The organism is Flavobacterium tructae (assembly GCF_001853485.1).
Taxonomy (GTDB): domain Bacteria; phylum Bacteroidota; class Bacteroidia; order Flavobacteriales; family Flavobacteriaceae; genus Flavobacterium; species Flavobacterium tructae.
Genome location: NZ_MIKE01000025.1, coordinates 1 through 26,188, shown reverse-complemented (window position 1 = coordinate 26,188; position 26,188 = coordinate 1). Strand labels below are relative to the sequence as shown.

Sequence of the window (26,188 nt, the reverse complement as noted above, 5' to 3'; positions counted from 1 at the left end):
TTAATACGCGGATTTTACGGATCCGTTTCAATATCAATGTCAATGTCAATATCAATGTCAATGTCAAAAATAACGCTATCTATTACTTCAGTTTCCTGTCCTCTTCTTTAATTGGCAAGTCGTTTATACTGGCGAATCGCTTTTGCATAAGTCCATTAGCATCAAACTCCCAGTTTTCATTTCCGTAAGCTCTGAACCAGTTTCCATCGGGATTCTGATATTCGTACTCAAATCGCACGGCAATTCTGTTTTCGGTATGTGCCCAATATTCTTTTTTGAGTTTGTAATGCCTTTCCTTCTCCCATTTTTGGGTCAAAAAGCGAATGATAGCCTCTCTCCCATTGACAAACTGATCTCTGTTTCGCCATTCGCTATCAACGGTATAGGCTTTTGAAACACGCTCAGGATCCTGACTGTTCCAGGCATCTTCTGCCAATTGAATTTTTTCTAATGCCGTTTCATAAGTAAAAGGCGGCAATGGTAACTTCTGTTCCATAATTATAAAATTAAAGTTTGAATTATTTTCTTGGATTGCTCGATAAGATGATTGGATTTGAATAACTGACTTTCGATGATACAGCTTTCAAATAGTAAATAAATATGATCAGCCAAAAGCTCATTCTCAATCTCCGCTTTAAAGTAATTTCGTAAGTCTGATTTATGGCTTTGAATGACACTCAGTACTTTCTCGTTATCTGAAGGTATTTCTGAAAGTAGGTTCAAAAAACTACACCCTCTGAAATTTTCCTTTAGATTCATGGCTATTAAAAAGTCAAAAGAAGCCAAAACTTTTAATTTAGAATCTTTTTGATCTGAAGTGAATTCCTCCAGCTTCGTAAACCAATATTCATGACGCCACTCTAAAAAGGCGACACATAAATCTTCTTTTGATTTAAAATGCTGGTAAAAACTTGCTTTTGCCACTTTTGCTTCTTCAATAATCTGATTTATACCTGTGGAATTATATCCTTGGGTATGAAACAAAAAGGCGGCTTTTTCTAAAATTCGTTCTTTGGGTTGCATGTCTACTATCTGTTTTGAATTACAAATATACAACTTTAAATCAAAAAACAGACAAGTCTGTCTATTTGAATAAATCTTCTATTTTTTTAACCGCAAAGAACGCGAAGGTTTACGCAAAGTACACCAGGGTGAATTCTGAAATACTTTTTTTTAAGACTTCCAAAGCAATACTAAATAAAAAATCCAAATTCCACTTGAACATTGGAATTTGGATTTTTTAAATTTGGAATTTTCTAATTCAGTGAATTATTATCTGCTCCACTCAGCGATACTGTCTTTATTTAATTTTACGTAATCCTGATTTTTAGCAGCTTCTGCAGCAGCAAGGGAAATTTTAGCGGTTTCAATTGCTCCTTTTTTATCTCCTTGTTTTGCCTGAATTTGCGATTTCAATCTTAAAATGTAATATGGTTTATCAGCGCTTAGGTCTAATGATTTATCTACATAAGTTCTGGCCGTTTCGATGTTTCCGTTAGCCTGAAACAAATAAGTAGCAGCCGAAAAATAATCGTTTGAACTTGGGCCTCCTAAAACTTTCTCGATACTTGCTGTAGCCGTTTTTGCAGTTGGTACTTCAAATTTTAACGCTACATGAGAATTTTCCCAAGACATTTCTAAATAACCGTAGTTTGGATCTAAACCATTAATTCCAATAGTAAAAGTTTCTACCGGAGTTGGCAATGCGTCTTCTTTTACCGTAGTTCTCAGCGCCACATAAGAATCGCTCCAGTTTTCAGGTAATCCCCAGTTATCAGTAGAAAGGTAAAATATAACTTCCCAGCTTTCGATTTTAGGAATAGTATAAATTGCATATTTACCTTTTTTCAATGTTTTCCCGTCGATCACTACATCATCACTAAAGTTAATGATCGTGTTTTCATTAGCTCCGGTTCTCCATAATTTTCCAAAAGGAACTAAATTTCCAAATACAGCTCTTCCTCTGGCACCCGGTCTTGAATAGGTAACTTCAACGTCGGTCAATCCAACGGTTTGTTTGATGTATCCTTTAGGACTCGCTTGTGGAGTTTTTATTTGTGCTTCTGAAGCAAAAGGAGCCAAAACAATGGCCAATGCAATAAGTAGTTTTTTCATTTTCGTAGTTTATTTTGTTCCCTCAAATTTACAAATTCAATTAGCGAATAAATGTTAAATTTAACTTAATTCAAGCGTCTAACTGTGATATTTTTTGCGCGTTCAGCTCGGCAAAGTGATTGATAATCAAATCGGCATCTGATAAATCCTGTAATTTCGAATGATGACTATTATACCCCACACAATATACGCCGGCACCTTTTGCTGCTTTTACTCCATTTGTACTGTCTTCAATGATAATACAGTTTTCTTTCGGAGCTTTCGATAGCGAAGCCGCATGCACAAAAATGGCCGGATTTGGCTTAGATTGCGGAAAATCTTCACCACTCACAATATCGGTAAAATACTGGTGCAAATTGAATCTGGTAAACACACGTTCAATCGTTACTTTTGAAGCCGAAGAAGCTAAAATTAACTGTATTCCGTTGGCGTATAGATCTTTTATTAAATCTTCAACGCCTTCTAGTAAGTACAAATCTTCTTTGGTATCAAAGGCGTCATTAAAAATATTTCTTTTTCGTTGGATTAAATCTTCAACTTCGTGCTCAATTGTTGGAAAAAGCTCTTTTAACGTCTGAAACGTATTTCGCGTCGAAAATCCGGTAAACGAAGTGTACATTTCTTCCGTTACTGTAATATTCAATTCGGCAAATTGTTTGTAATAGGCATAACGATGTACAGGTTCAGTGTCTACAATGACACCATCCATATCGAAGATTACTGTTTTTATCATTTTTTTAAAGATACTAAGATTCTGAGTTACTAAGGTTCTAAGGTTTTTTTTAAAGGTACTAAGGTACTGAGATTCTAAGGTTCTGAGTTTTTTTTCTGAGACATATCTGTTAAAGACTTAGTCCCTCAGAACCTTAGTATCTTAGAACCTTTTCTACTCCTTCTTAAGCAAATGACGAATCACCGTTTCAGCAACATGTAAACCAAATAATCCCGGCATATAACTGTTGGTTCCGTAGAATGATTTTTTAAAGTTTTTTCCGTCTGTTAGTTTTAAACTCTTCTCGTCCTGAATTTCAGAGGAGAAAACTACTTTTAGTTTGTTTATTTTTTCGGCTTTTAGACGCTTTCGGATTGTTTTAGAGAAGTAACAGTTTATTGTTTTTGAAATATCAGTTACTTTTACTTTCGAAGCCAGCATTTTTCCACCCGCCCCCATACTGCTGATGATTTTTACTCTTTTACGTTTTGCAGCAATGATCAGATTCAATTTTGGTGTAATGCTGTCGATACAATCCAGCACATAGTCAAACTCAGAAGAAACCATCTCAAAAGCTCTTTCAGGAGACAAAAACTCTTGTACTCTTGTTAGTTTCAATTCTGGATTGATATCCATTAATCGGTCTCCAACGATCGTAATTTTAGATTGACCAACAGTGGAGTGTAAAGCCGGTAACTGTCTGTTAATGTTTGTAATATCTACTACATCGCCATCAACAATAGTCATACTTCCTACTCCTGCTCTTGCCAAAAACTCAGCTGCAAATGATCCAACTCCTCCTAAACCTACTACCAACACATTGGAATTTTGTAGGTTTTGCAATCCTTCTTTCGTAAATAAAAGCTCGGCTCTTTCTGTCCACTCTGCCATATGTTAATCTTGTTATTTTTGTTTATTTTTTTATTTGTTTCAGGTTTCAGGTTATTTGTTTCAGGTTTCAAGTTTCAAGTTTTACGTTGGTCAGTTCGAGCGAAGTCGAGAACTTTTTGGAATTTGGATTTTCTAAAATTGAAATTTTAATTCTTATTACTTTCCTCAAAAACAGCATTGAAATTATCCAACACAATCTTTTGCAATTCTTTAATGGTTAAACCTTTATATTGTGAGGCTAAATCATAAACCTGTTCTATGCTTTCTTCTATCGTATCGGTTTCCAAAAAGAAGCGATCATTGGGAACAGTCTGAAAAACAGTTTTCAAATCCGGATTTCGCAAAAGATATTTCCCAAACGAAATATAGAATCCTTCTTTAATCAACTGCGCGGCAATCTGGCCGTTTTTAGAAAAACCATGAACAATCATCGGAACTGAAACTTTCATTTTCTTCTTCAGTGCAATCACTTCCTGAAAAGCAGCAACACAATGAATGACAACCGGTTTTTGATACTTCTCCGCCAATGCCAGTTGCTTTTCAAAAACAACTATTTGTTGATCCAACGGAATCTCGATTCGTTTGTCTAAGCCGCATTCGCCGATAGCCAGACAATTATTCGATTGCAATTTTTCTTCTATAATTTTCAATTCAGCATCAATTTGATCCTCTTTTATGTACCAGGGATGAATTCCTATGGAATAAAACGGAATAGAAGCATCAAACTCCTGTGGGTATTGATTGACCAATTCCAGCACATTGGCCAGACTTTTAAACTGATGGGTATGAAAATTAAAGAATTCCATTTAATGAAATGCTTTAACTCCTGCTTTGATTTCTACATTCAGATCGTTTTCCAAAGGAACTATCGGACATGAATATTTATGATTATAAGCACAATACGGGTTATAGGCCATATTGAAATCAACTGCAATTGTGTTTCCTTTTGGAACTTTTAAATCAATGTATCTTCCTCCTATGTAACTTCCTTTTCCTGAAGTTAGATCTGAAAATGGTAAGAACAGATGATCTTTATATTCCTTCGTTTTTGAAAGCTCTATATTTCTGTAAACATTCAATTTAAGGGCAACTCCGTCAATTGTGAAATATAAAGTTCCGTACTTAATGTATTTTGGCGTTCGTGTTCCGGTCGTTTTCATTTCGAAAACTTTTTCGTTTTGTGCTTTCTCCAGTTTTGCTGTCACAAAATACTTTGCATTTATGGGATAAAAATCTAAACTTTTAAAGGTTTTCAGATCTTCTGCCATTAATGGACTTGTCTTAGCATCAGCATATTCTGAATTTATTGTCTTTTGAAACTTTTCACTTTCCTTTTGATTAAATTTACTTTGTCCCAGGCAAAAATTAATCGCTAACAATACTAAAAAAACTATACTATTTTTCATCTTAGAAATTTTGAGCAAAAATAGTTCAAAAGTAACAAAGCAGCAACCGCTCATCCATACAAAGTTTACTAACTTTGTTGCAAATAACTTATTTATAATGCTTAAAACCGCTTTTAGCCGCTACATCAATAATTTTAAAGGTTTTTCGAGAGAAATTTGGATTCTTGCTATTGTTACTTTTATCAATCGTGCCGGAACCATGGTGCTTCCATTTTTGTCCAAATATTTAAAAGAAGATTTACATTTTACTTATAATCAGGTAGGTTGGATTATGGTGGCTTTTGGTTTCGGATCAATGTTAGGTTCCTGGCTAGGTGGAAAATTAACAGACAAAATTGGGTTTTACAAAATCATGATTTTTAGTTTGTTTACTAGTGGAGTTTTCCTTTTCCTTATTCAATATGTTACCCATTTCTGGACGCTTTGCATCGCGATATTTTCTTTAATGACCATTGCCGATATGTTTCGCCCGGCCATGTATGTTTCGCTCGGTGCCTATTCTGCACCTGAAAACCGAACGCGCGCCCTTAGTTTGGTGCGTCTTGCCGTTAATTTAGGATTTGCGGCAGGTCCTGCATTAGGAGGATTGATTATTATGGGGATGGGATATTCAGGTTTATTTTGGGTAGACGGTGCATCGTGTATCATCGCCATTTCGATATTTGCCATACTGGTTAAAGAGAAGAAAAAAATACTACACGAAGATAAAATCGAAAGTACTGAAGTTAAAAAATCGGTTTTTCAGGACAAAATCTTTTGGGTTTTCTTGTTTGTGTGTTTCGCGACGGCTATCATATTCTTCCAGCTTTTTACCACCTTACCACTGTATCATAATGAAAAATTTGGTTTAAGTGCGTTTCAGACCGGACTCTTAATGACACTAAACGGGTTGCTTATTTTTACTTTGGAAATGCCAACTGTTGCTTTTATGGAGAGGAAAGGCTTTCCTAAAATAAAAATCATCACACTTGGATCTTCCATTATAGCCCTGAGTTTCTTTTTACTGTTGATTAATGCTTGGGCATGGATTCTGATAATCAGCATGATTCTTTTCTCGATTGGAGAAATTCTCAACTTCCCATTCTCAAATGCTTTTGCGCTAAGCCGGGCACCACGCGGACAGGAAGGCCGTTATATGGCACTTTATACTATGAGTTTTAGTCTTGCACATATTGTGAGTGCAAAAGTAGGATTCGAAATCATCTCCCGATTCGGATACCAAATCAATTGGCTTTTCATGGCTTCTATTGGAGTTTTTGCCACGCTATGCTGCTTTTGGATTAAAAAGGCATTGGCTAGGGAGAAAATTTCTTAAAAACTTACTCTCCTTATATCGTTTATCGTTTATTAAACCCGACAGGTTTCAAAAACCTGTCGGGTTTGTTTATATATGAAAACAATTTTTACAGATCAAAGTCCAATAATTCTCTTAGATGTTTCCCTAATCCTTCTTATTTAACCCTTTGAAGAAAATCGATTGTTTCCTTCACTTCTTTTTTTAAACTTTAAATCTACGAGTGCATTTTACCCCCTAAACCATGTTAAAAACCTATAAAACAAATCATTAAACTTAATTTTAAACTAACTTTAATGCCTCTAAAAGATATTTAAAACGTAATTTTTAGTTAAATAACTATTTTTATAGTTGCGTAACTAGAAAAATAGTTGTAGGTTTGAATTAAAATTAGAAAACATGCAAAAGTTAACGAACAAAGAAGAGGAAATCATGCATATTTTATGGAGGCTTAAAAAAGCTTTTGTAAAGGAAGTTCAGGCAGAAATAACAGAAGATCAACCCCACTACAATACCTTATCGACTATTGTGCGTAATCTGGAAGAGAAAGGATTTGTGGCTCACAATGCTTTTGGAAACACACATCAATATTATCCAATCATTACTTTAGAGGCCTACAGTAAAAAGTATATGAATACGGCAATTGACAACTATTTTAATAGCTCGTATAAAAATATGGTTTCATTCTTTGCTAAAGAGGAGAAAATTTCGGCGGCAGAATTACGTGAAATTTTAGACATGATCGAAAATCCAAAAGGAGAAAAATAATTGTTTATGGAAGCACTTTTCTTATTTATCGCAAAATCCGGTGGTTTATTAATATTGTTTTATTGTGCTTATTATTTTTTACTGCGCAAAGAAACTTTTTTTAACAGCAACAGATGGTTTTTATTGGCTGGTTTGATTACCTCAGTAGTGCTGCCTTTTTTGGTATATTCTAAAACTGTGTGGGTAAACCCTACTCCCGTAACCAATGTGAATTATACAACTGTTTACCAGCCGGCGCTTATCGAAAATACTGCTCCCTTAATCAACTGGAATCTGGTGCTGCTTTCAGTCTACGTTATAGTACTTCTAGGATTACTTTTAAAATTTGCCTTCGACTTTTATAGTTTAAATGCGGTTCTGAAAGGGAAAAAAATCACACAGCAAGCCGATTTCAAATTCATCGATACCAACGAAAACATCGCCCCTTTCTCTTATTTTGATTATATTGTATACAACTCATCAATGTATACGCCTTCGGAATTAGAAAATATTATCGAGCATGAAAAGGTGCATAGTGAGCAAAATCATACTGTAGATGTTTTACTGTCCAGAGTATTTTGTGTTCTCTTTTGGTTCAACCCCATCATGTGGCTGTATAAAAAAGCAATTCTTCAAAATCTGGAATTCATCGCCGATAGTGAAGCTGCACGAAAAATCTCCGACAAAAAAGCATATCAGTACACACTTTTAAAAATCACAACACATGAAAATTGTGTTGCCATTACCAATCATTTTTATCAATCATTAATCAAAAAACGAATCATTATGTTAAACAAAAATCAATCAAAGAAAAGAAATTCCTGGAAATTTGGAGCAATAGTTCCGGCACTTGCCGCATTTGTATTATTGTTTCAAATCGAAGTAATTGCCAAAGAAAAACAACAAACGTCAAAAGTAATTTCAGGAAAAACAGAATCTGTAGATGTTTACAAAATCAAAAAAAATACGACAGATGCTGAATTAAAGGAAATCAAAGAAAAATTGAAATCAATTCATAACATTGAATTTAAAGCTTCTGAGATAAAAAGAAATTCTGATAACGAATTAATATCAATTAAAATTGATGTTAAAAATGGTAAACAGCAAGCACAATCTGTTCAGACTTCTGGAAATGATGCCATTAAAGATTTTGGATTAATTGTTACAACGGACACGAATGGCAGCAAAAAAATTGGCATTCAGACTGCTGATGAAAATACTAATTCTGAAAGCCACAAAGAATCCAAAAAAGTAAAAAACAAAAAAGTAATCCTTAAACAAAGTAAAGATGTTAACACTAATTCTGGTACTGACGAAAAAATTACTGGCAATACTCGTACAAATACTAGCACTACTACTGTAATTACTGATGATAACGGAACAACCAGCGTATCTACTTCAAATAGTGATGGTAAAATTATTGTTTCGACATCAGGTAAAGCCAGCACAAAAGGGCCTAAACTTACCATCGTTGACGGAGTTGAAATGCCTGCAAATTATAACCTGGAAGACCTTAAACCAAAGTATATTAAAAAAATGAGCGTTTTTACAGGAAGTGAAGCAACTGCTAAATACGGAGAAAAAGGGTCTAATGGTGTAATCGAAATCGAAACACATAAATAGGAAGGCTTAGAATGCAAAAGCTAACCAACAAAGAAGAAGAGATCATGCACATTTTATGGAAGCTTCAAAAAGCTTTTGTAAAAGAAATTCAGGCAGAGATCACAGAAGATCAGCCACATTACAACACTTTATCTACAATTGTTCGTAATCTGGAAGAAAAAGGCTATGTAAGTCATAGCGCTTTTGGAAATACACATCAATACTACCCACTCGTGAGTATTGAAGAATATCGAAAAGGGTTCATGCATACTGCTATCGATAATTATTTTAACAGCTCTTACAAAAGTATGGTTTCATTTTTTGCCAAAGAAGAAAAAATTTCGGCAGCAGAATTACGAGAAATCTTAGTCATGATCGAAACTCCCTAAAAGAAAAAATAGTTAGTTATGGAAGCCTTTTTCATTTTTATCGCAAAATCAAGCGGACTGGTAATATTGTTCTATTGTGCTTATTATTTTTTATTGCGCAAAGAAACCTTTTTTAACAGCAGCCGATGGTTCTTATTGGCAGGATTAATTACCTCCGTTGTTTTACCTTTTTTAGTTTACACCAAAATTATATGGATAGAACCCGCTCCTATTGTTCAGGCTCCAGTAATGGCTGCCTCAAAAGCAACAATCGCTGCAATGGATTATTCGAAAGCCTATATTGTTCCTGCTGTAGCAGAAGATCCTTTTGAAATTAATTGGAATTATGTTGTACTGGCAGTGTATGGTATCGGATTTCTGGCTTTGGTCATAAAATTCATGATTGACTTTTATAGTCTTAATTCTGTTCTAAAAGGTAAAAAAGTACTGCAGCAGGCCGATTTCAAATTTGTCGATATCAACGAAAACATCGCTCCTTTTTCATATTTTGATTATATCGTATACAACTCATCAATGTATACCGCATCAGAATTAGAGAGTATTCTTGAACACGAAAAGGTACATAGCGACCAAAATCATACGATGGATGTTTTAATCTCTAGAGTATTTTGCGTCTTATTCTGGTTCAATCCTTTTATCTGGCTGTACAAAAAAGCAATTCTTCAAAACCTTGAATTTATTGCCGACAGTGAGGCTGCCAAAATAATAACCGACAAAAAAGCGTATCAATACACGCTTTTAAAAATAACAGCACACGAAAGCTGTGTTGCAATCACCAATCATTTTTATCAATCATTAATCAAAAAACGAATTGTCATGTTAAACAAAAATCAATCAAAGAAATGGAATTACTGGAAGTATTATGCCATCATTCCGGCACTAGCTGCTTTTATCTTTTTATTCCAAATTAAAACCATCGCACAAGAAAAAGAAGCTAAAGAAGTTAGAGAATCAAAAGGGGTCATCAAAAATAATGACTCAACCGATGTTATTAAAATCCAAAAAAACACTACAGATCAAGAACTTAAAAAAATTACAGAAGATCTTAAACAAAAACACAATGTTGATGTTGTTATCTCTGATGTAAAAAGAAACAGTGAAAATGAACTGACCGCCATTAAAGTGGACGTGAAAAGACAAAATGGAAAAACACAAACCATTCACATTGAAAGCAATAAAGCGATTAAAGGCTGTGGAATTGTGGTATCAACCCAAAATAACGGTTTCAAGAATGTAGCCTTAATAACGGATGATGCTCCAAGTACACCCCGAATTTTCAGAAATCAGGTTGCAGAAAGAGATGAAATCAATGATACAGATGGTGCCCCTCTTGCCCCTCCAACTCCTCCAACCCCTCCAACTCCGCCTTCATATCCAATTGGAGCAATGCCGCAAATGCCATCATTAGACGTTCCCATGCCTCCAATGCCACCAATGAATCCAGGCAGTAAAGCTGACATGGCTAAATTTAAAAAAGATATGGCCGAATATGAGAAGAAAATAAAATCTATCGAACCCGGGATAGCTGCTTATGAAAAACAAATAAATGAATTCTTAGGACAAAAGAATTCCATCTACGAGAAAGAGATGCAAAAATATGAGGCCGCGATGGATAAATTTAGTGCTGAGATGGATAAGTTTGCTCAGGATATAGAAGGTAAATACGGTAAAGATTCTAAAGAGTACGACATCAATATGAAACAGTACGAAGAAGACATGAAACAACATGAGCAGCATATGCTACGATATGAAGTCGACATGAAAAAACATGAAAAAGAAATGAAGAGACACGAAAAAGAAATGAAAAAGCTTGAGAAAGAAAGCAGAAAATCATAATCTCGGCTTTACTTCAAAACACTATAAATACTTAAAAATCAAACTAAAAGACTTTGCCTGACCGCAAAGTCTTTTTTTTATATCTTTGCAAAAAATTAAGCACTCATGTACAAAATTTTAGCCCGAATCAACAAAATACTGTTACCGAGTTTTACGAAACAAGGTCTGGACATTACGAAAGCAAAAAAATGGCAGATGGCCGTTATTGGTTATCGTGCTTATGTTACCAAAAGAGCTTTAGGATAGTATTCTAAAAAATCTCTTCAAAGCTCTACTAACCGTCTTTGGTTATCGGCTATATATTTGCCGTTTTTCTCTCCATTACATTTCCATGAAAAATAAAGAATTCAATATCCCCCCTGTTTACGCTGTGCTTCTGGCAATTATAAGTGTTCAGTGTGGGGCTGCCATTGCAAAAAGTTTATTCCCAACTATAGGTGCTGCGGGAACAGCTTCTTTGCGAATCGGAATTTCGGCTGTCATATTGCTTCTAGCATACAGACCCAATTTAAAAGCAGTTACTCCGAAACAATGGAGAATCGTTCTTCCATATGGTTTGACACTTGGCGCTATGAATTTAGTTTTCTATAGTGCAATAGAACGAATCCCGATTGGTCTGGCTGTGACGCTTGAATTTATAGGTCCATTACTGGTTGCTATTGTTGGTTCAAAGCGTTTGCTTGATTATTGCTGGGTAGTACTGGCAGCACTCGGAATAGTTTTAATAGCTCCGTGGTCAAATGACCAAATCGATCCTATAGGTGTTTTATTTGCTCTTTTTGCAGGTGCTTTATGGGCTGCCTATATTGTTCTGGGAGGAAAAGTTTCTAAAATTATGCATGGTGGAGAAGCTGTTGCCACCGGAATGTTATTTGGAGCCATTTTAATTCTACCGTTTGGTATCTATGAAAACGGATTGATAAATCTTACCCCTAAGCTCTTCGGGATGGGTGTTGCTCTGGCTCTTCTATCCAGTACCATTCCATTTACACTCGAAATGAAAGCTCTGGGTCAGCTTCCTCCTCGTACTTTTAGTATTTTAATGAGTTTAGAGCCTGCTGCGGCAGCTATCTGCGCTTTTATTTTCTTGCAGGAACATTTAAATTTTTATGAAATTTTAGCCGTTATATGTGTTGTAATTGCTTCGGCGGGATCAACTTTAACGGCAAAGCGATAAATCTTAAAAAATCAAATTCCAAATCCCAGTTTAAAAATTGGAGTTTGGAATTTGATTTTTGGAATTTGAATTACCTCTTTTATTTTTTTGGCAACAATACAGCGTCAATTACGTGAATTACACCATTTGACTGGTTTACATCTGCTATAGTAACTTTAGCTTTGTTTCCACTTTCGTCACTGATGTATAAATCTTTCCCTTTCATCCAGGCCGTTAAAGTTCCTCCGTTAACCGCTTTAATAACTGCTTTTCCCTTACCTTCTTTAATTGCTTTCGCAATATCGGCGGCGCTCCATTTCCCTGCTGCCACGTGATAGGTTAAGATGTTTTGAAGCGATTTTTTATTTTCGGGTTTCAATAATGTTTCAACAGTTCCTTTTGGTAATTTATCAAATGCTGCATTTGTTGGGGCAAAAACAGTAAACGGTCCCTTTCCTTCAAGGGTTTCTACTAATCCGGCTGCTTTTACAGCTGCTACTAATGTCGTGTGGTCTTTTGAATTAACGGCATTTTCAATAATATTTTTAGTAGGATACATTGCAGCTCCTCCAACCATTACGGTTTTTTGCGCAAATGATGAAAATCCAAATCCTAATACCAGGATTGCTACGGCTAAAAAATTTCTAGTTTTCATAATTAATATTTTAAGTTATAAGCTCATTTACGCGGTAATACTAGTTTTGGTTTTTAATACATCTTCAAAAAAACTAATATTATACTGAATATTTTTCAAAATCCGCTTAATAACAAGGCTTTAGAAATGAAATGTTTTTTATAAAAAATCGAACTTCCTTCCCTTTTAATTTAAAAACATTAATCTTAAATCATTACTTTTTCTGAGAATCGTTTGATTTAGGTAAGCCCCAATTCTTGTATATGTTCTATAGAATGATACCCCAACTTACGATAACTTTCAAATTGTGCTTCATCAAAAAACTGATCTGCCGTGGACTGCTGTGGAAAATCAGGATTAGCCAGAGCGTATTCCCGTATGTCAATGGGCTCATCCCCTGTCAATGCGGCTTTTATATAGATTAACGTTCCTTTTCTTTTTATACCCGGATAAGTGATTTCTCCTTTGATGACATGCTTCTTTTTACCCTCTTCAGCAAGTTTCGTAATATCTTTAAAGTCTTCAAAAACAATCTCCACGCCAAAATCAATTCGGCATCTTCTAATGGCATTGGCCAATCCTTCGCAAGCAACGTCCTGATCTTGTTCACCATCTCCTAATATGATATGATTACAACGCCTTCTGATAAGTTCATACAATCCCATATTATCAAAATGTCCTCCGTCTGAAAGGCATACATAATCCATATTGATATCGGATTTTCCGGTCAAATCATGAATTAGGTACAGCAAACCTCCTCTCGGATCTGAATCTTTCCATCTCTTAAGTCTCGTATTTCCAATCCACCATCCCAGGCGGACATTAAAGATTGTCAATAAAAAAGCCATAGGTGCCGAAGAATGATATCCCCAATTCGGATTTACTGCTGCCCCTGAAATAGCCATGGCTGTCCCGATAGTTGGCCCTCCTTTTTCGTTAGAAAATTTATTAGTAGGACGATAACCGTATTCATACACATGATCCACATCATACGTAGACGGGCGTGTTGGACTAAAATCATAGCCACAATACAAGGGTGTAAATACAAACGATTCTGCTTTACGATCCTGACGGTCCAATGCCGAAACAACAGTGGCATTAAGTGCGGTATTGAGAATAGGATACGGACCAAAATAACCGTCTTCAACCTTCATAGACGACAGTAATATATCATCATTTGTATCAAAGCCCGTAAATGCATTTGCCGTTTTAATACGATCTTCCCTACTACGGGTAGCTCCCATAAAAGCTCTTATAAGACGGTTGCGATAAAAATGATGAAGCGAAAACTCATTAACCCCAACACGCCAACTCAAGAAAAGTGTGACTAGCGCTAATCCTACTGTGGTGAGACGATTTACAAAATCGCTATTCCCTATTCTTATCAGGTTTATTATACCTGAACCAATAAGCAGTACACCAATCATGAAAATAAAGGGTACCAGTTTAACAACGATGTTTACAATACTATTCGTCTTCTTTGGATCTTCGTCACCTTTGGAAGCAAATGCTATTTTTACTCCCCAGGCCACTACGCCGGCCCAACCACCCGTAATAGGCAGCATAATCAAAGCATCTTTAGCTTTGAAACTATCCCATAAATCGGGCATTATAAATACTGCAAAGCAGATAATAACCCAGAAAAGCACAAAACGATTTATGTAACCTCCGGTTCTTCCCCACCACTCCCGACGATAATCGGGAAACATTTTGCCCAATATAGCCATCCTTGTTATTATGGCAAGAGAAAAAATTTCAAGAACAATAGGTAATCCAAGCAACAACATTACTTTATCTGAACATACTTTCGGATTGAAATTTCTAATCGGAATAAGTATCGATTCATAATTTTTCCAAAACAGATAAAGCAATATACTTAGAACAACCGCAGCAATAGCTGAAGATATTATTAATATTATGGTAAACCAATTTACAAATCGGGTTCTAGTCGTTTCATTTTTAGCTTCCTTATTTGCTTCATTAGACGATTTTTCTGTTACTACATTTGCTTTTCCTAACTGAATAAGATCGTATCTTTTGTGATAATTACCCAATATGGCAACAAAAATCAATGCGATAAATCCCGGAAGTGATATATTATAAATAAACCATCCGTAAAGATCTTCATGCTTTCGGCAAATTTCGTCGATACTGATATTAAACATAAATGTGCTAACCAAAAAGGCACAAATAATCGTCCAGATTATGAGTAAATAAGGTAAAACACTTGATACCTTTGTAAGAAAGGGTATATCTAAATTAAGAATATTCCAAATTTTTGTTGCCCGTGCCACTTTCCTTTTCCGCTTAATTTTATAATAGGATCTCATGGCAAAAGCTGCAGTTAGTGCTCCGATTGAGAGCATTACAGTATTCAGCCAGAAAAACGGAATTTCATCCTTCTTCTCTAATCCTTTAAAGAATAAACCAAGTATTTCCCAGCCTTTATAAAGATCTAAAATGGTAGAAAAAACAGTTAACAACACCAATAATAACAATATCTGATTGACAAGGGTATTCCTCAGCCACGTCATTCCGGATGTCCAGGCGTCCGGCGACATCATACCTACGTTTGGAGAAAGATAATTACTAAACATCCTAAGCCAGCGTATAGGACGGACTTCATCGGCAAAAGGGTCGGACGATTTATCCGGACATAACTGATCTGTAACTTTACTAAAAGATCCGGAGCGTTTGATCCAGGAGGTATACCAGGTACCAATATACCCACCTCCTGATACCGTAGAAATATAATCGATTTTTTCTAAAACATCCAGACTTGCCAATTTCTGGAGTATTCCAAGATTAAAGGTAGCCGAACGAATACCTCCACCCGAAAAAGCGAGACCGGTAAGCTTCATATCAATAGCTCTTGACATGGGATCGCAGACTTTCGATTCACTACTGGCTATTTTTAACAGGTTCTCATATACACTATCATCACTTGTTGTCGATGCCTGCCATTCTTCACTTCTCTTTTTACGGGCTTCCCTTATCTCATCCAGTTCATCATTAAATAAGGTTTCAAACGGCAATGGAAACTCAGTTCTGATTTTTCTTTTAGACTTATTATTGAGCAACTGTTCAAGAAGCTGTTTATCATCAGTAAGATAAGTGAGAGCCTGCTCTCCGTTTTCATTCCACCAATCCTTATGTTTTTTAGCATCATCAACATTTAGAATCTCTGAGTAATCGTACACCTTATCTTTTGCGGCATAAAATTGATAAAGACGAATCTCATATGCTGATTTATTCTGTCCTGTAATTGCCTGAACCACTTGTACCGGCATGTACCGAAGTGCTGCTGATAATTCTTTTCGTTTGCCCAAATTTTCTTTGTACAGTGCTGTCCGTATACGCTGTCTCCAAAAAAAAGGTACTCTGAATAACAACAGTTCACTTGATTCAGGTTTATCCATGTACCTCTCATCAATATTATCGGCTAGCCAACCTAAAAGATCATAGAGTATATCCAAATATATTTTTGTCAAATTCTTATCTCCATGCTTATCAGGGCTATGCCAGACTAAATCTGTTATTTCATCTATCTGTCCGGGAGTTAATTCATATATACCATATTGATTTTCATTCTCGTTCCCGAGATTCTTCCATGAATCTTTTTCTAAAAGAGCTCTAGGAAAAGTGTTCTGAGGATTACTTTTTAAAATATCCTGAAAAAGGGTCAGATAGGATATTGCTTCGGCGGTGAGATCGGTTACTATATCCATAATATAATGAGGTTTAATGATTAATAGATTAGAGGAATTAAGCTGTCAGAAAAAACAATCGATTATTCAATTGATTCTCCGTAAAATACCGGGATTTTCAGCACTTTAAAACTGTACTAAATTACATCAAAAAATTCTGTACAAAGCAGGTGGAATTACCTGTTTATGAAACATCGATCCTATTATTTAAAATCAATTTTAATCAACTGTTTTCAGTTCAATATATTTTTATAACTTTAGAATCAAAACCAATTTATTATGCAAAATCTTCCCAAAAAAATAAGAAGTAAAAAGTTAAATGCAAAAGTTGATTTAACCGCTATGGTAAGTGTTTCATTTTTGCTGATTATATTTTTTATGGTAACGATCGAATTGACCAAACCAAAAGTTATAGTATATGATACTGGTGCAGACAGAGGTTGTTGTGATTGCCCTCCTCGCCATTATGGAGAGAATAGATCAATGACTATAATATTAGGCGAGAACAACAAAATAATTGCTTACACAGGTTTACTATTTGCCCCTATTGTTCCTCCAAAAGAGTTAGAATATGGTAAAAATGGAATAAGAAGAGAATTATTTGAAAGAAATAAAACAGTTCTGGAATACTCAGCCGCTTTGGGTAAACCCGGACAAGGAGTAACAGTTATAATAAAACCAAGCAAAAAATCCAGTTATGGTAATTTAGTTGATATAATAGACGAAATGAAAGTTATAGGTATAACTTCCTACTCTATTGTTGATTATTACACTCCAGAGGAAGAAAATTTACTGGCGTCCAATTAATTCCTTTTTAAAATTTAAATTAAATTCTATGCAAAATCTTCCAAAAAAAGTAAGAAGTAAAAAGTTAAATACAAAAGTTGATTTAACCGCTATGGTAAGTATTTCATTTTTACTGATTATATTCTTTATGATAACCATTGAATTAGCTAAGCCAAAAGGTATTGATCTTGATTTACCAGATTATTCAGATACATGTGGAGGAATGGGATGCATTAGAGGAAATCGTTTATACACTATTATACTGGATGATAATGATAACATAATAACCTATTCGGGTGTATTATCCTATCCTTTAGAAGCGCCTAAAGAAGTTAAATTTGGGAAAAATGGTATTAGAAAGGAAGTATTTCTAAAAAAGAAAGAAGTAAGTGATTATATGGTATCCGTAGGGAAACCAAAAAATGGCATGGTTGTTATTATTAAACCATCTAAAAAATCTAATTTCAAAAATCTCGTAGATATTTTAGATGAGATGAAAATTGCTGGTATCAATTCCTATACTATTATAAATGATTTTATGCCTGAAGAAACAAAGTTATTAGCTGCAAAATAGATTGTAAATTCGTAGTACAAAAGTTCTCGACTCCGCTCGAACTGACAAACCTGTGAAACTAAAAAAAGTCCCGCATTGCTGTGGGACTTTCTCTTTGCTCATTTATTTTTACTTTTTAACAAACTTCACTTTGAAGCTTCCTTTGTCTGATTTTACTTTTATGAAATAATTGCCCGTACTAAGATTTGAAACATCAACCGTAGAAACTGATTTCGCATTTGGAACTGATACGACCAACTGGCCAAAAATATCATAAACTTCCAACGATTGTATTTCTGCGTCTTGTTTCGTTTTAATAGTCAAAACATCTGAAACCGGATTTGGATAAAGAACAAAATAATTTGAAAACTCAAAATCTTTTACTCCTAATGTTTTAATACTTACCGTTACCGCCAAACGTGTTGAGCTTTCTACATCACCGTCTTTCGTAGCGCCGTAATAGGTTTTTCCATCAACTAATGCTGTTTTTGGATCTACTACGTTTCCGCCTGTTGGGGCGTCGTACCAAACTACATTGGATTCATTCACTTTAAGATCAGCTACAGTAGGATTTTTTGAATTTAAAAATTCCTGTGTTGGATGTGTAGTCGTTGGTGCTTTTGGATCTTCTTTTAAATCAACTGTTACCGCCACACGTGTTGGACTTTCTACATCACCATCTTTCGTAGCGCCATAATAGGTTTTTCCATCGACTAATGCTGTTTTTGGATCTACTACGTTTCCGCCTGTTGGAGCGTCGTACCAAACTACATTGGATTCATTCACTTTCAGATCTGCTACAGTAGGATTTTTTGAATTTAAAAATTCCTGTGTTGGATGTGTAGTCGTTGGTGCTTTTGGATCTTCTTTTAAATCAACTGTTACCGCCACACGTGTTAGACTTTCTACATCACCATCTTTCGTAGCGCCATAATAGGTTTTTCCATCGACTAATGCTGTTTTTGGATCTACTACGTTTCCGCCTGTTGGGGCGTCGTACCAAACTACATTGGATTCATTCACTTTCAGATCAGCTACTGTAGGATTCTTGGTTTTCAAAAAGTCCTGCATTGTGTTGTCTGTTGTTGGTGTTTTTGGATCTTCTTTAAGTTTTACAGTTACTGCCAAACGTGTTGGGCTTTCGCAAGTTCCTGTTTTTAGCGAACCATAATATGTTGTCCCGTCTGTCAATATAGTTGTTGAGGGCACAACATTACCTGCTGTCGCCGCATCGAACCAAGTAACATCTATTTCATTGGTCACCAGACTTGCTACAGTAGCATTGCTACTTTTGTAAAATTCCTGACTTGCTGTTCCTGTTGGCGTTTTCGGATCACTGATCGTTACTGTTACTGCCAATCTTGTTGGGCTCTCACAAGTGCCTGTTTTTAGCGAACCATAATATACTGTTCCGCTAGTTAATACTGTTGTTGAACTCACTACATTTCCGCCAATAGCTGCATCGTACCAAGTCACTCCACTCTCATTGGTTTGTAAACTTGCCACGGTAGAATTTGTAGACTTACAGAATTCCTGACTTGCAGTCCCCGTTGGCGCCGCAGGATTATTAATGGTTGCTGTAACTGCTAAGCGTGTTGTACTCTCACAGCCATTTACGGTTTGTGAAGCATAATAAATCGTTCCGTTAGTTAAAGCTGTACTTGATGTTACAACATTACCTCCTATAGCTGCATCGTACCATTTTATAGCGGTTCCTGTGGCTGATAAATTGGACACGGTAGCATTAGTACTCGTACAAAAGGTTTGTGATGTAATACCCGTTGGGGCTTGTGGAGGATTATTATTAATAGTTACTGTCACTCCAAAACGTGTACTCTCGCAAGAACCGCCGCCTGCATTTGAAGCATAATAAGTTGTGCCATTCATTAAGGGTGTGTCCGATGCAAGAATACTGCCACCAGTCGTAACATCATACCATCTAACTGTTCCCCAGCCAGTAATTGTGACTGTTAAATTTGCTAAGGTGGGATTACTAGCCGCACAAAATGACTGCGATGCATTACCTGTGGGTGCGCTATTGTCAACAATAATTGCACCTACTTGCTGTCTTAAACTTTCACAACCATTTATCGTTTGTGAAACATAGTAATGCTTACTTTCAATTATGGCAGTTGTTGATGTAATAACACTTCCACCAGTTTCCGAATCATACCATTTTAAATCTGTTCCTGTGACTGAAAAACTTGCCAAGGTTGGTTTATCATTACTACTAGCTTGACATACAATCTGTACTAAATTAGCAAGTGGTTTTGAAGCATAAGTAATTCCCGCTATTACCGCCAATCGAGTTGTACTCTCATAACCATTTACCGTTTGTGAAGCATAATAAATAGTTCCGTTTGTTAAATATGTACTTGATGAAAGGACAACACCTCCTGTCGCTGCATTATACCATTTAATAGCTGTTCCCGTAGCTGATAAACTTGCCACAGTAGTTAAACCACAAAATGACTGTGTTGCACTACCCGTTGGTGCCGCAGGATTAGTTGCGGTCTGGCCATGCCCTGTAAGCGACAACAAGCACAATAAAACAATAAACATTTTAAGTAATCTACTTTTCATTTTTCTCTGCATTTTAAATTTTTCATAATTTTTTCTTTTCTAATAAGTTAAAAAAACATTCTATTTATTGTAAGAATATTATGTAAAAATAATTGCAAAAAAAACTTCTTTGGACTATTGTGTAATAACTGGTAAAAACACTGCAATAAATGGTTGCTTTAAGGTTTTACTTACAGAATTATTGTCGGAAAAAAAAATATAAATTCCCCATACAAGAGTTCTCGACTCCGCTCGAACTGACCAAACCTATGAAACAAAAAAAAGTCCCACATTGCTGTGGGACTTTCTATTTAGAGGAAACTAAGAATTATTTTTTCTCCGTTTTTTCCATTTTAGCTTTTAAAGCAGCTAATACATCATTGTTATCTCCTAAAGTTGCAGCTGGTGCATTTGTAGTAGATGCAGATGAAGTATTTTCAGTTGCAGCTTTCACGTTTTTCTCTTCTTCTTCACGGAAGATAGCAGTGTGAGAAGCAACTACTCTTTTGAATTCTTTGTTGAATTCGATTACTTTGAAATCAGCAGTATCACCTTTTTTCAATTTCTTTCCGTCTTCTTTTTCAAGGTGACGAGTTGGAATGAAAGCAACGATATCATCTCCGAATTCTACAGTAGCTCCTTTGTCAACGATTTCAGAAATTTCACCATTGTGGATAGTTCCTACAGCGAAAGAATCTTCGTATTGATCCCAAGGATTAGCAGTAGTTTGTTTGTGACCTAAAGATAATTTACGTCCTTCAACATCTAATTCTAATACAACTACATCAAGTTTTTCACCAACGTTTACAAACTCAGATGGGTGTTTGATTTTCTTAGTCCAAGAAAGGTCAGAAATGTAGATTAATCCATCAATTCCTTCTTCTAATTCTACGAAAATACCAAAGTTTGTAAAGTTTCTAACGATACCTGTATGTTTAGAACCTACCGGGTATTTAGAAGTAATGTCAGTCCATGGATCTTGAGTCAATTGTTTGATACCTAATGACATCTTACGATCGTCTCTGTCTAAAGTTAAGATAACTGCTTCAACAACATCTCCAACTTTCACGAAGTCCTGAGCAGAACGTAAGTGAGTAGACCATGACATTTCAGAAACGTGGATTAAACCTTCAACACCTTCAGCAACTTCGATGAAAGCACCGTAATCAGCGATTACAACTACTTTACCTTTTACTTTATCACCAATTGTTAAGTTAGCATCTAAAGCATCCCATGGGTGAGCGTTTAATTGTTTCAATCCTAATTGAATTCTTGTTTTCTCATCATCGAAATCAAGGATTACAACGTTTAATTTTTGGTCTAATTCAAGAACTTCACTTGGGTGGTTGATTCTGCTCCAAGAAAGGTCAGTAATGTGAATTAATCCGTCAACACCACCTAAGTCAATGAACACACCATAAGAAGTAATGTTTTTAACAACACCTTCTAATACTTGTCCTTTTTGTAATTGACCGATGATTTCTTTTTTCTGTACTTCGATATCAGCCTCGATAAGTGCTTTATGAGATACAACAACGTTTTTGAATTCGTGGTTAATTTTTACCACTTTGAATTCCATCATTTTGTTTACATATACATCGTAGTCTCTAATTGGCTTAACGTCAATTTGAGATCCAGGTAAGAAAGCTTCAATACCAAAAACGTCAACGATCATACCACCTTTAGTTCTGCATTTTACAAAACCATTAACGATTTCACCTGTTTCGTTTGCAGCAATAACTCTATCCCATGATTTAATAGTACGAGCTTTTCTGTGAGATAATACTAATTGACCTGTTTTGTCCTCACGGATGTCGATTAATACTTCTACTTTGTCACCTACTTTTAAGTTTGGGTTGTAACGGAATTCGTTTAAAGAAATAACACCTTCCGATTTTGCGTTGATATCAACGATAACGTCTCTATCTGTAATTCTAACAACTACACCTTCTACTACTTCTTCCTGATCTGTAGCGATGAAAGTTTTTGAAACTAGTTCTTCGAATTCTAATAAGTTTTTCTCATCAACTGCATCAATTCCTTCTTGGAAGTTATGCCAGTTAAAATTTGCTAAAAACTCTTCTTGTGATTTTAATTGTTCAGACATGCTGATAAAAAATTTGTATTCTGTTTCTCTCGAGTTTCATAAAGCAGTAGAAAATACAGAAGTTGTTTTACATAAATAGTTGATACCTAAAGGAAACTCTTCTTTGCCAAAAGGACTGCAAAATTAATACATTTATTTGTAATAGCAAAACAAAAGTGTGTTAGATGTTAATTGTTAATTGATAATTGATAATGGTTAATGGTTAATGGTTAATGGTTAATGGTTAATTGATAATTAATAATGGTCCTGTCTTTCAGTTTGCATTTCACATCTAACGTTTCACGGATATACAAATCATTTATAAAAAAATATACCCGACAGGTTTTAAAACCTGTCGGGTATGATATAATTATTAGATTCTTATGAATTGGCTTTACTTAAAATGTTGAGGTTAAATTTGTATTTTGGCTTTTGGCCAGTAAAATATCAAGTTTCAGAACGGTAAGTCTTCCGCTGTTGTCGATAAAATTAAGGGTTTCTTTTCCTGCATTCAATGAAACTGTTTTTGGGTAATTAAAGTTGGGTACTAACTGAGGAAGATTAATCACAACCTTTTCTCCTACACTATTCTTATATTTTAAAACACCGCTCTTGTTTTCAAATACTGCCTCATAAAAGGTTTCGTCACTTGTTGTCATTGAAAGCCACATCGATCCATTATAATAGTACACATCTTTTGTAGAATAGTCAAAAAAGAGATCTCCTGCTTTTCCATTATCTTTTGGCAAACCGTTTTCTTCGGTCAGGTTTTTCAAATTGTTCCATTTATTTTCGTACCAATAATAATAACCCGGTAAAATTTCCTGATTTTTTGCTGTATTAAAAACCAAAATGAATTTGGTATCTCTGCCTACAACCGTAGACTTGTCAAATCTGCTTTTTAATATTGTTCGTGGTATCATTATTTCTTTACTTTTACAAATTAGATCTAAATGTGATGCTATAATAGACATTTCTTTATGTGTGTCTATCCGGTGTTTTGGGGCACCTGTCTGGCACATTACGACTGCCGGAACTAACCAAATAATACTCCAAATTATCTTCCTCATATTTACTCCATCTTTAAATTCAAACACAAATTTAATACACTCATTTACTGCTAATTATCCATAATTAACAAGCAGCAGTAATGATGTAATAAATAGTACTTTGTTTGGAATAAGTGGTGAGGAGAGGGAGTTTTAATTATGAATTATGTTCACTGTGAAATGTAAAATACGAGATGTGATTTCCGGAATGTATATACTGCAGAATTAAGTTGCGCTTACTGTGAAACGTAGGATGTGTAAACTGTAAACTGAGACTGAAAACTATAAACTATCTGATGTGCTGTTTTTAATCACGAAGTGTGCAAAAATTATCATGAGGTAACACGATCTGGCACATTTTACATTTTACAGCTTGCATTTTAAATCTAACAAACAGTTAAGATTGGTCTTTACTTTCGATTTCGAAGCCATCTTTCGATTGGTTCGAGAACTGTGTTGACAATTGTAACCAGGAATGTGCAAATTAGCGCTTCTATGAAATAACCTGATGCGGCAATACAGCCAATAGCAGCACTGCACCATATGGTCGCTGCAGAATTCAAACCGTGTACATTAGACCCTTCCCTAAATATAACTCCGGCGCCTAAAAAACCAACTCCCATAACGACCTGAGCCGTAATACGGGTTACATCGATATTGGGTGCTGTCGCAGCCACTTTAATCGATAATAAAACGAATGCCGCTGCTCCTGTTGCTACCAGCATATTGGTTTTTAAACCGGTTTCTTTGTGGTGCCACTGTCTTTCGAAACCAATAATTAGTCCGGCGAAGAGTGCAATTATAAGTCGGGTTAGAAATTCTGTTGTACTCAATGTTATTGTTTTTTATATTAGATACCGTTGGGTTTATATTTTCACCCAGATTGCTTCGCCTGTTCGCTATTGCTCGGGTCTGCAGATTTAGCAGATTTTTTTCTGTTTAATCTTTTCTCTAAATTATTTAATAGAATAAATTTAAGAAATTAAATACAATCATTTTTTATCTGTATCATTAAAAAATAAATCTCATTGCACTTCATAAAAAAAAGCTGCAAGATTACCTTGCAGCTTTTCATAACAATTTAATTAACTCAACTTCATTAAAAAAGCTAACTCTTTATTACATCGAAACAATGATGAACTCACTTCTTCGATTCGCCTGATGTTCTTCTGTAGTACATTTTACACCATCAGCACATTTATTCAGTAATTGTGTTTCTCCGTATCCTTTTCCGGTAATGCGATCAGCAGCTATTCCTTTTTTAACAAGCCATGCCACTGTTGCTTTAGCCCTTCTGTCGGATAGTTTTTCATTGTAAGCATGAGTTTGTCGGCTGTCTGTGTGCGAACGAACATCAATTTTCATACTTGGATTTTGAATCATCACCTGACGGATTTTCTCTAACTCAATGGCGGCCTCTTTTCGAACAATCGATTTACCTAAATCGAAATAAATCATTTTTATATGTAAAATTTTCGCCAAATCATCACCCACAATCAATTTTTCAATCGTTTTTTCGACTACTTTTTGAGGCGTTTTTTTCAAAGGCAGTGTCAAACTTGTTTTATCGATTGCTTTAGGCAATTCATTAGTATCATAATCTTGTCTTGCAGCGCGAACAAAGTATTCTTTATTGCAATTTACTTTAAAACTATACTTTCCATCGGCTTTGGTTGTTACCTCGCCTATTATCTGAAGCTGATTGTCCAGTAAATTTACTTTTGCGTTCTCTAATACCAAATTTGTTTCGGCATCTATAACAGTTCCTGATAAAATCTCTTCACAAGGCAATTTTCTGGTTTCCGAAAAACGATAAACGTCATCATAACCATGTCCTCCATCTCTATTGGAGGAGAAAAAACCGGTTCTGCTTTTACTGTCTATTATAAAACCAAAATCATCCACTTTTGTATTTATAGGAGCTCCAACATTCTGAACTTCGCTAAAAGTCAAATCATTTTTAATAGTCGAAACATACACATCAAGTCCTCCTAATCCCGGACGTCCGTCACTGGCAAAATACAATTCATTATCTCCTGATATAAAAGGAAAAGTTTCTCTTCCTTCAGTATTAATTGCGGCTCCCAGGTTTTCTGGTTTACCAAAACTGCCATCCGTATTAATCGTCACACTATACAAATCTGATTGCCCAAAAGTACCCGGCATGTCTGAAGCAAAGTATAACTTTTTTTCATCTACACTTAATGTCGGATGTGCCACACTGTATTGATCGCTGTTAAAAGGCAATTCAACGATATTCGTCCATTTACCTTCTATGTAACTTGCCTTATACAATTTCAACAAAGTGACTTTCTTATCGTCTGTCCCTTTTGTACCGTTTAGAAAATTGTTTCTGGTAAAATACATCGTTAATCCGTCTTTTGTAAAAACGGGAGTCGATTCATTAAATTTTGAATTGATCTTATTTTCAAAACGTTTCGGAATTCCAACACTGCCATCGGCGTTTAATTCTGCCGAATAAAGGTTTGTAAACCATTTATTGGTCCATTTAAATTTTACTTTGGCAACTCCGCCTGTGTCTCTGGCAGACGCAAATACCAATTTATTATCTAAAAAAGAACTTCCATAATCTGAGTATCTTGAATTAATTCCGGCATCGGCTATTTCAAATCTCCCTGAATTGTTTTTTATCTGCTCTAAAT

The 26,188-nt window shown here is 35.4% G+C and carries 23 protein-coding genes; 9 read left to right on the top strand and 14 right to left on the bottom strand.

All coding sequences use genetic code 11. The annotated features are described in order from the left end of the window. Positions 1-82: 82 nt before the first annotated feature. The 7 genes from BHE19_RS16140 to BHE19_RS16110 form a co-directional block, all read right to left on the bottom strand. Positions 83-496 (bottom strand): nuclear transport factor 2 family protein, encoded by a 414-nt coding sequence (locus tag BHE19_RS16140; protein WP_017498589.1) that lies wholly within the window; start codon positions 494-496, stop codon positions 83-85. A 2-nt stretch (positions 497-498) separates the two neighbouring features. Beyond that, complete coding sequence (locus BHE19_RS16135; protein WP_070907983.1) at positions 499-1,023, bottom strand: TetR/AcrR family transcriptional regulator; 525 nt, start codon at positions 1,021-1,023, stop codon at positions 499-501. A gap of 249 nt (positions 1,024-1,272) precedes the next feature. After that, positions 1,273-2,115 carry a DUF2911 domain-containing protein gene (locus BHE19_RS16130; protein WP_017498591.1) on the bottom strand — a complete coding sequence of 281 codons (843 nt, stop codon included), beginning with the start codon at positions 2,113-2,115 and terminating at the stop codon, positions 1,273-1,275. Between the two features lie 70 nt (positions 2,116-2,185). Next, a complete protein-coding gene (locus BHE19_RS16125) occupies positions 2,186-2,848 on the bottom strand; it encodes an HAD family hydrolase (RefSeq protein ID WP_017498592.1) in 663 nt (220 codons plus the stop codon). A 153-nt stretch (positions 2,849-3,001) separates the two neighbouring features. Next, positions 3,002-3,718: a tRNA threonylcarbamoyladenosine dehydratase gene (locus BHE19_RS16120; protein ID WP_070907982.1), complete on the bottom strand. Its 717-nt coding sequence runs from the start codon at positions 3,716-3,718 to the stop codon at positions 3,002-3,004. A gap of 146 nt (positions 3,719-3,864) precedes the next feature. Next, entirely contained in the window at positions 3,865-4,524 is a 660-nt protein-coding gene (locus tag BHE19_RS16115; protein WP_070907981.1) for a TatD family hydrolase, read from the bottom strand. Continuing rightward, positions 4,525-5,124 carry a DUF1684 domain-containing protein gene (locus tag BHE19_RS16110; protein WP_026110205.1) on the bottom strand — a complete coding sequence of 200 codons (600 nt, stop codon included), beginning with the start codon at positions 5,122-5,124 and terminating at the stop codon, positions 4,525-4,527. Between the two features lie 97 nt (positions 5,125-5,221). Between BHE19_RS16110 and BHE19_RS16105 the strand changes: the two genes are divergently transcribed. From BHE19_RS16105 to BHE19_RS16075, 7 genes are all read left to right on the top strand, one after another. Then, positions 5,222-6,439 (top strand): MDR family MFS transporter, encoded by a 1,218-nt coding sequence (locus BHE19_RS16105; protein WP_070907980.1) that lies wholly within the window; start codon positions 5,222-5,224, stop codon positions 6,437-6,439. A 378-nt stretch (positions 6,440-6,817) separates the two neighbouring features. After that, a complete protein-coding gene (locus tag BHE19_RS16100; RefSeq protein WP_017498597.1) occupies positions 6,818-7,186 on the top strand; it encodes a BlaI/MecI/CopY family transcriptional regulator in 369 nt (122 codons plus the stop codon). Positions 7,187-7,192: 6 nt separating this feature from the next. Then, positions 7,193-8,788 carry a M56 family metallopeptidase gene (locus BHE19_RS16095; protein WP_070908192.1) on the top strand — a complete coding sequence of 532 codons (1,596 nt, stop codon included), beginning with the start codon at positions 7,193-7,195 and terminating at the stop codon, positions 8,786-8,788. Between the two features lie 11 nt (positions 8,789-8,799). Beyond that, positions 8,800-9,156, top strand: coding sequence for a BlaI/MecI/CopY family transcriptional regulator (locus BHE19_RS16090; protein ID WP_017498599.1), 357 nt, complete (start codon positions 8,800-8,802; stop codon positions 9,154-9,156). Between the two features lie 18 nt (positions 9,157-9,174). After that, positions 9,175-10,992: a M56 family metallopeptidase gene (locus tag BHE19_RS16085; protein WP_070907979.1), complete on the top strand. Its 1,818-nt coding sequence runs from the start codon at positions 9,175-9,177 to the stop codon at positions 10,990-10,992. A gap of 105 nt (positions 10,993-11,097) precedes the next feature. After that, positions 11,098-11,238: an SsrA-binding protein gene (locus BHE19_RS16080; RefSeq protein ID WP_070907978.1), complete on the top strand. Its 141-nt coding sequence runs from the start codon at positions 11,098-11,100 to the stop codon at positions 11,236-11,238. Positions 11,239-11,323: 85 nt separating this feature from the next. Beyond that, complete coding sequence (locus tag BHE19_RS16075; protein ID WP_070907977.1) at positions 11,324-12,169, top strand: EamA family transporter; 846 nt, start codon at positions 11,324-11,326, stop codon at positions 12,167-12,169. Between the two features lie 79 nt (positions 12,170-12,248). Here BHE19_RS16075 and BHE19_RS16070 read toward each other — a convergent pair whose 3' ends face one another. Continuing rightward, the gene (locus BHE19_RS16070; protein ID WP_070907976.1) at positions 12,249-12,803 is read right to left on the bottom strand and encodes a fasciclin domain-containing protein; all 555 of its coding nucleotides are present in this window, start codon (positions 12,801-12,803) and stop codon (positions 12,249-12,251) included. A 218-nt stretch (positions 12,804-13,021) separates the two neighbouring features. After that, positions 13,022-16,510, bottom strand: coding sequence for a patatin-like phospholipase family protein (locus tag BHE19_RS16065; RefSeq protein WP_070907975.1), 3,489 nt, complete (start codon positions 16,508-16,510; stop codon positions 13,022-13,024). Positions 16,511-16,768: 258 nt separating this feature from the next. Here BHE19_RS16065 and BHE19_RS16060 point away from each other — a divergent pair, with 258 nt between their 5' ends. Then, positions 16,769-17,296, top strand: a complete 528-nt coding sequence (locus BHE19_RS16060; RefSeq protein WP_070907974.1) for an ExbD/TolR family protein — start codon at positions 16,769-16,771, stop codon at positions 17,294-17,296. Between the two features lie 28 nt (positions 17,297-17,324). Then, positions 17,325-17,849 (top strand): ExbD/TolR family protein, encoded by a 525-nt coding sequence (locus tag BHE19_RS16055; RefSeq protein WP_070907973.1) that lies wholly within the window; start codon positions 17,325-17,327, stop codon positions 17,847-17,849. Positions 17,850-17,957: 108 nt separating this feature from the next. Here BHE19_RS16055 and BHE19_RS16050 read toward each other — a convergent pair whose 3' ends face one another. The 5 genes from BHE19_RS16050 to BHE19_RS16030 all read right to left on the bottom strand — a co-directional run. After that, positions 17,958-20,411: an Ig-like domain-containing protein gene (locus BHE19_RS16050; RefSeq protein WP_233431386.1), complete on the bottom strand. Its 2,454-nt coding sequence runs from the start codon at positions 20,409-20,411 to the stop codon at positions 17,958-17,960. Between the two features lie 307 nt (positions 20,412-20,718). Next, positions 20,719-22,497 carry a 30S ribosomal protein S1 gene (rpsA, locus tag BHE19_RS16045; protein WP_017498660.1) on the bottom strand — a complete coding sequence of 593 codons (1,779 nt, stop codon included), beginning with the start codon at positions 22,495-22,497 and terminating at the stop codon, positions 20,719-20,721. A 377-nt stretch (positions 22,498-22,874) separates the two neighbouring features. Continuing rightward, on the bottom strand, positions 22,875-23,546 hold the full coding sequence (locus tag BHE19_RS16040; RefSeq protein WP_123923432.1) for a hypothetical protein: 672 nt from the start codon (positions 23,544-23,546) through the stop codon (positions 22,875-22,877). 389 nt (positions 23,547-23,935) lie between these two features. Beyond that, positions 23,936-24,358, bottom strand: a complete 423-nt coding sequence (locus tag BHE19_RS16035; protein ID WP_070907970.1) for an MgtC/SapB family protein — start codon at positions 24,356-24,358, stop codon at positions 23,936-23,938. Between the two features lie 286 nt (positions 24,359-24,644). Then, positions 24,645-26,188 (bottom strand): OmpA family protein (locus tag BHE19_RS16030; protein ID WP_070907969.1); only part of this gene is annotated, 1,544 nt, incomplete at its 5' end.

Excerpts from the sequence above, each read along its gene's own strand:
- BHE19_RS16140 (WP_017498589.1), bottom strand. The coding sequence starts at position 496 with ATGGAACAGAAGTTACCATTGCCGCCTTTTACTTATGAAACGGCATTA.
- BHE19_RS16135 (WP_070907983.1), bottom strand. The coding sequence starts at position 1,023 with ATGCAACCCAAAGAACGAATTTTAGAAAAAGCCGCCTTTTTGTTTCAT.
- BHE19_RS16130 (WP_017498591.1), bottom strand. The coding sequence starts at position 2,115 with ATGAAAAAACTACTTATTGCATTGGCCATTGTTTTGGCTCCTTTTGCT.
- BHE19_RS16125 (WP_017498592.1), bottom strand. The coding sequence starts at position 2,848 with ATGATAAAAACAGTAATCTTCGATATGGATGGTGTCATTGTAGACACT.
- BHE19_RS16120 (WP_070907982.1), bottom strand. The coding sequence starts at position 3,718 with ATGGCAGAGTGGACAGAAAGAGCCGAGCTTTTATTTACGAAAGAAGGA.
- BHE19_RS16115 (WP_070907981.1), bottom strand. The coding sequence starts at position 4,524 with ATGGAATTCTTTAATTTTCATACCCATCAGTTTAAAAGTCTGGCCAAT.
- BHE19_RS16110 (WP_026110205.1), bottom strand. The coding sequence starts at position 5,124 with ATGAAAAATAGTATAGTTTTTTTAGTATTGTTAGCGATTAATTTTTGC.
- BHE19_RS16105 (WP_070907980.1), top strand. The coding sequence starts at position 5,222 with ATGCTTAAAACCGCTTTTAGCCGCTACATCAATAATTTTAAAGGTTTT.
- BHE19_RS16100 (WP_017498597.1), top strand. The coding sequence starts at position 6,818 with ATGCAAAAGTTAACGAACAAAGAAGAGGAAATCATGCATATTTTATGG.
- BHE19_RS16095 (WP_070908192.1), top strand. The coding sequence starts at position 7,193 with ATGGAAGCACTTTTCTTATTTATCGCAAAATCCGGTGGTTTATTAATA.
- BHE19_RS16090 (WP_017498599.1), top strand. The coding sequence starts at position 8,800 with ATGCAAAAGCTAACCAACAAAGAAGAAGAGATCATGCACATTTTATGG.
- BHE19_RS16085 (WP_070907979.1), top strand. The coding sequence starts at position 9,175 with ATGGAAGCCTTTTTCATTTTTATCGCAAAATCAAGCGGACTGGTAATA.
- BHE19_RS16080 (WP_070907978.1), top strand. The coding sequence starts at position 11,098 with ATGTACAAAATTTTAGCCCGAATCAACAAAATACTGTTACCGAGTTTT.
- BHE19_RS16075 (WP_070907977.1), top strand. The coding sequence starts at position 11,324 with ATGAAAAATAAAGAATTCAATATCCCCCCTGTTTACGCTGTGCTTCTG.
- BHE19_RS16070 (WP_070907976.1), bottom strand. The coding sequence starts at position 12,803 with ATGAAAACTAGAAATTTTTTAGCCGTAGCAATCCTGGTATTAGGATTT.
- BHE19_RS16065 (WP_070907975.1), bottom strand. The coding sequence starts at position 16,510 with ATGGATATAGTAACCGATCTCACCGCCGAAGCAATATCCTATCTGACC.
- BHE19_RS16060 (WP_070907974.1), top strand. The coding sequence starts at position 16,769 with ATGCAAAATCTTCCCAAAAAAATAAGAAGTAAAAAGTTAAATGCAAAA.
- BHE19_RS16055 (WP_070907973.1), top strand. The coding sequence starts at position 17,325 with ATGCAAAATCTTCCAAAAAAAGTAAGAAGTAAAAAGTTAAATACAAAA.
- BHE19_RS16050 (WP_233431386.1), bottom strand. The coding sequence starts at position 20,411 with ATGAAAAGTAGATTACTTAAAATGTTTATTGTTTTATTGTGCTTGTTG.
- rpsA (WP_017498660.1), bottom strand. The coding sequence starts at position 22,497 with ATGTCTGAACAATTAAAATCACAAGAAGAGTTTTTAGCAAATTTTAAC.
- BHE19_RS16040 (WP_123923432.1), bottom strand. The coding sequence starts at position 23,546 with ATGAGGAAGATAATTTGGAGTATTATTTGGTTAGTTCCGGCAGTCGTA.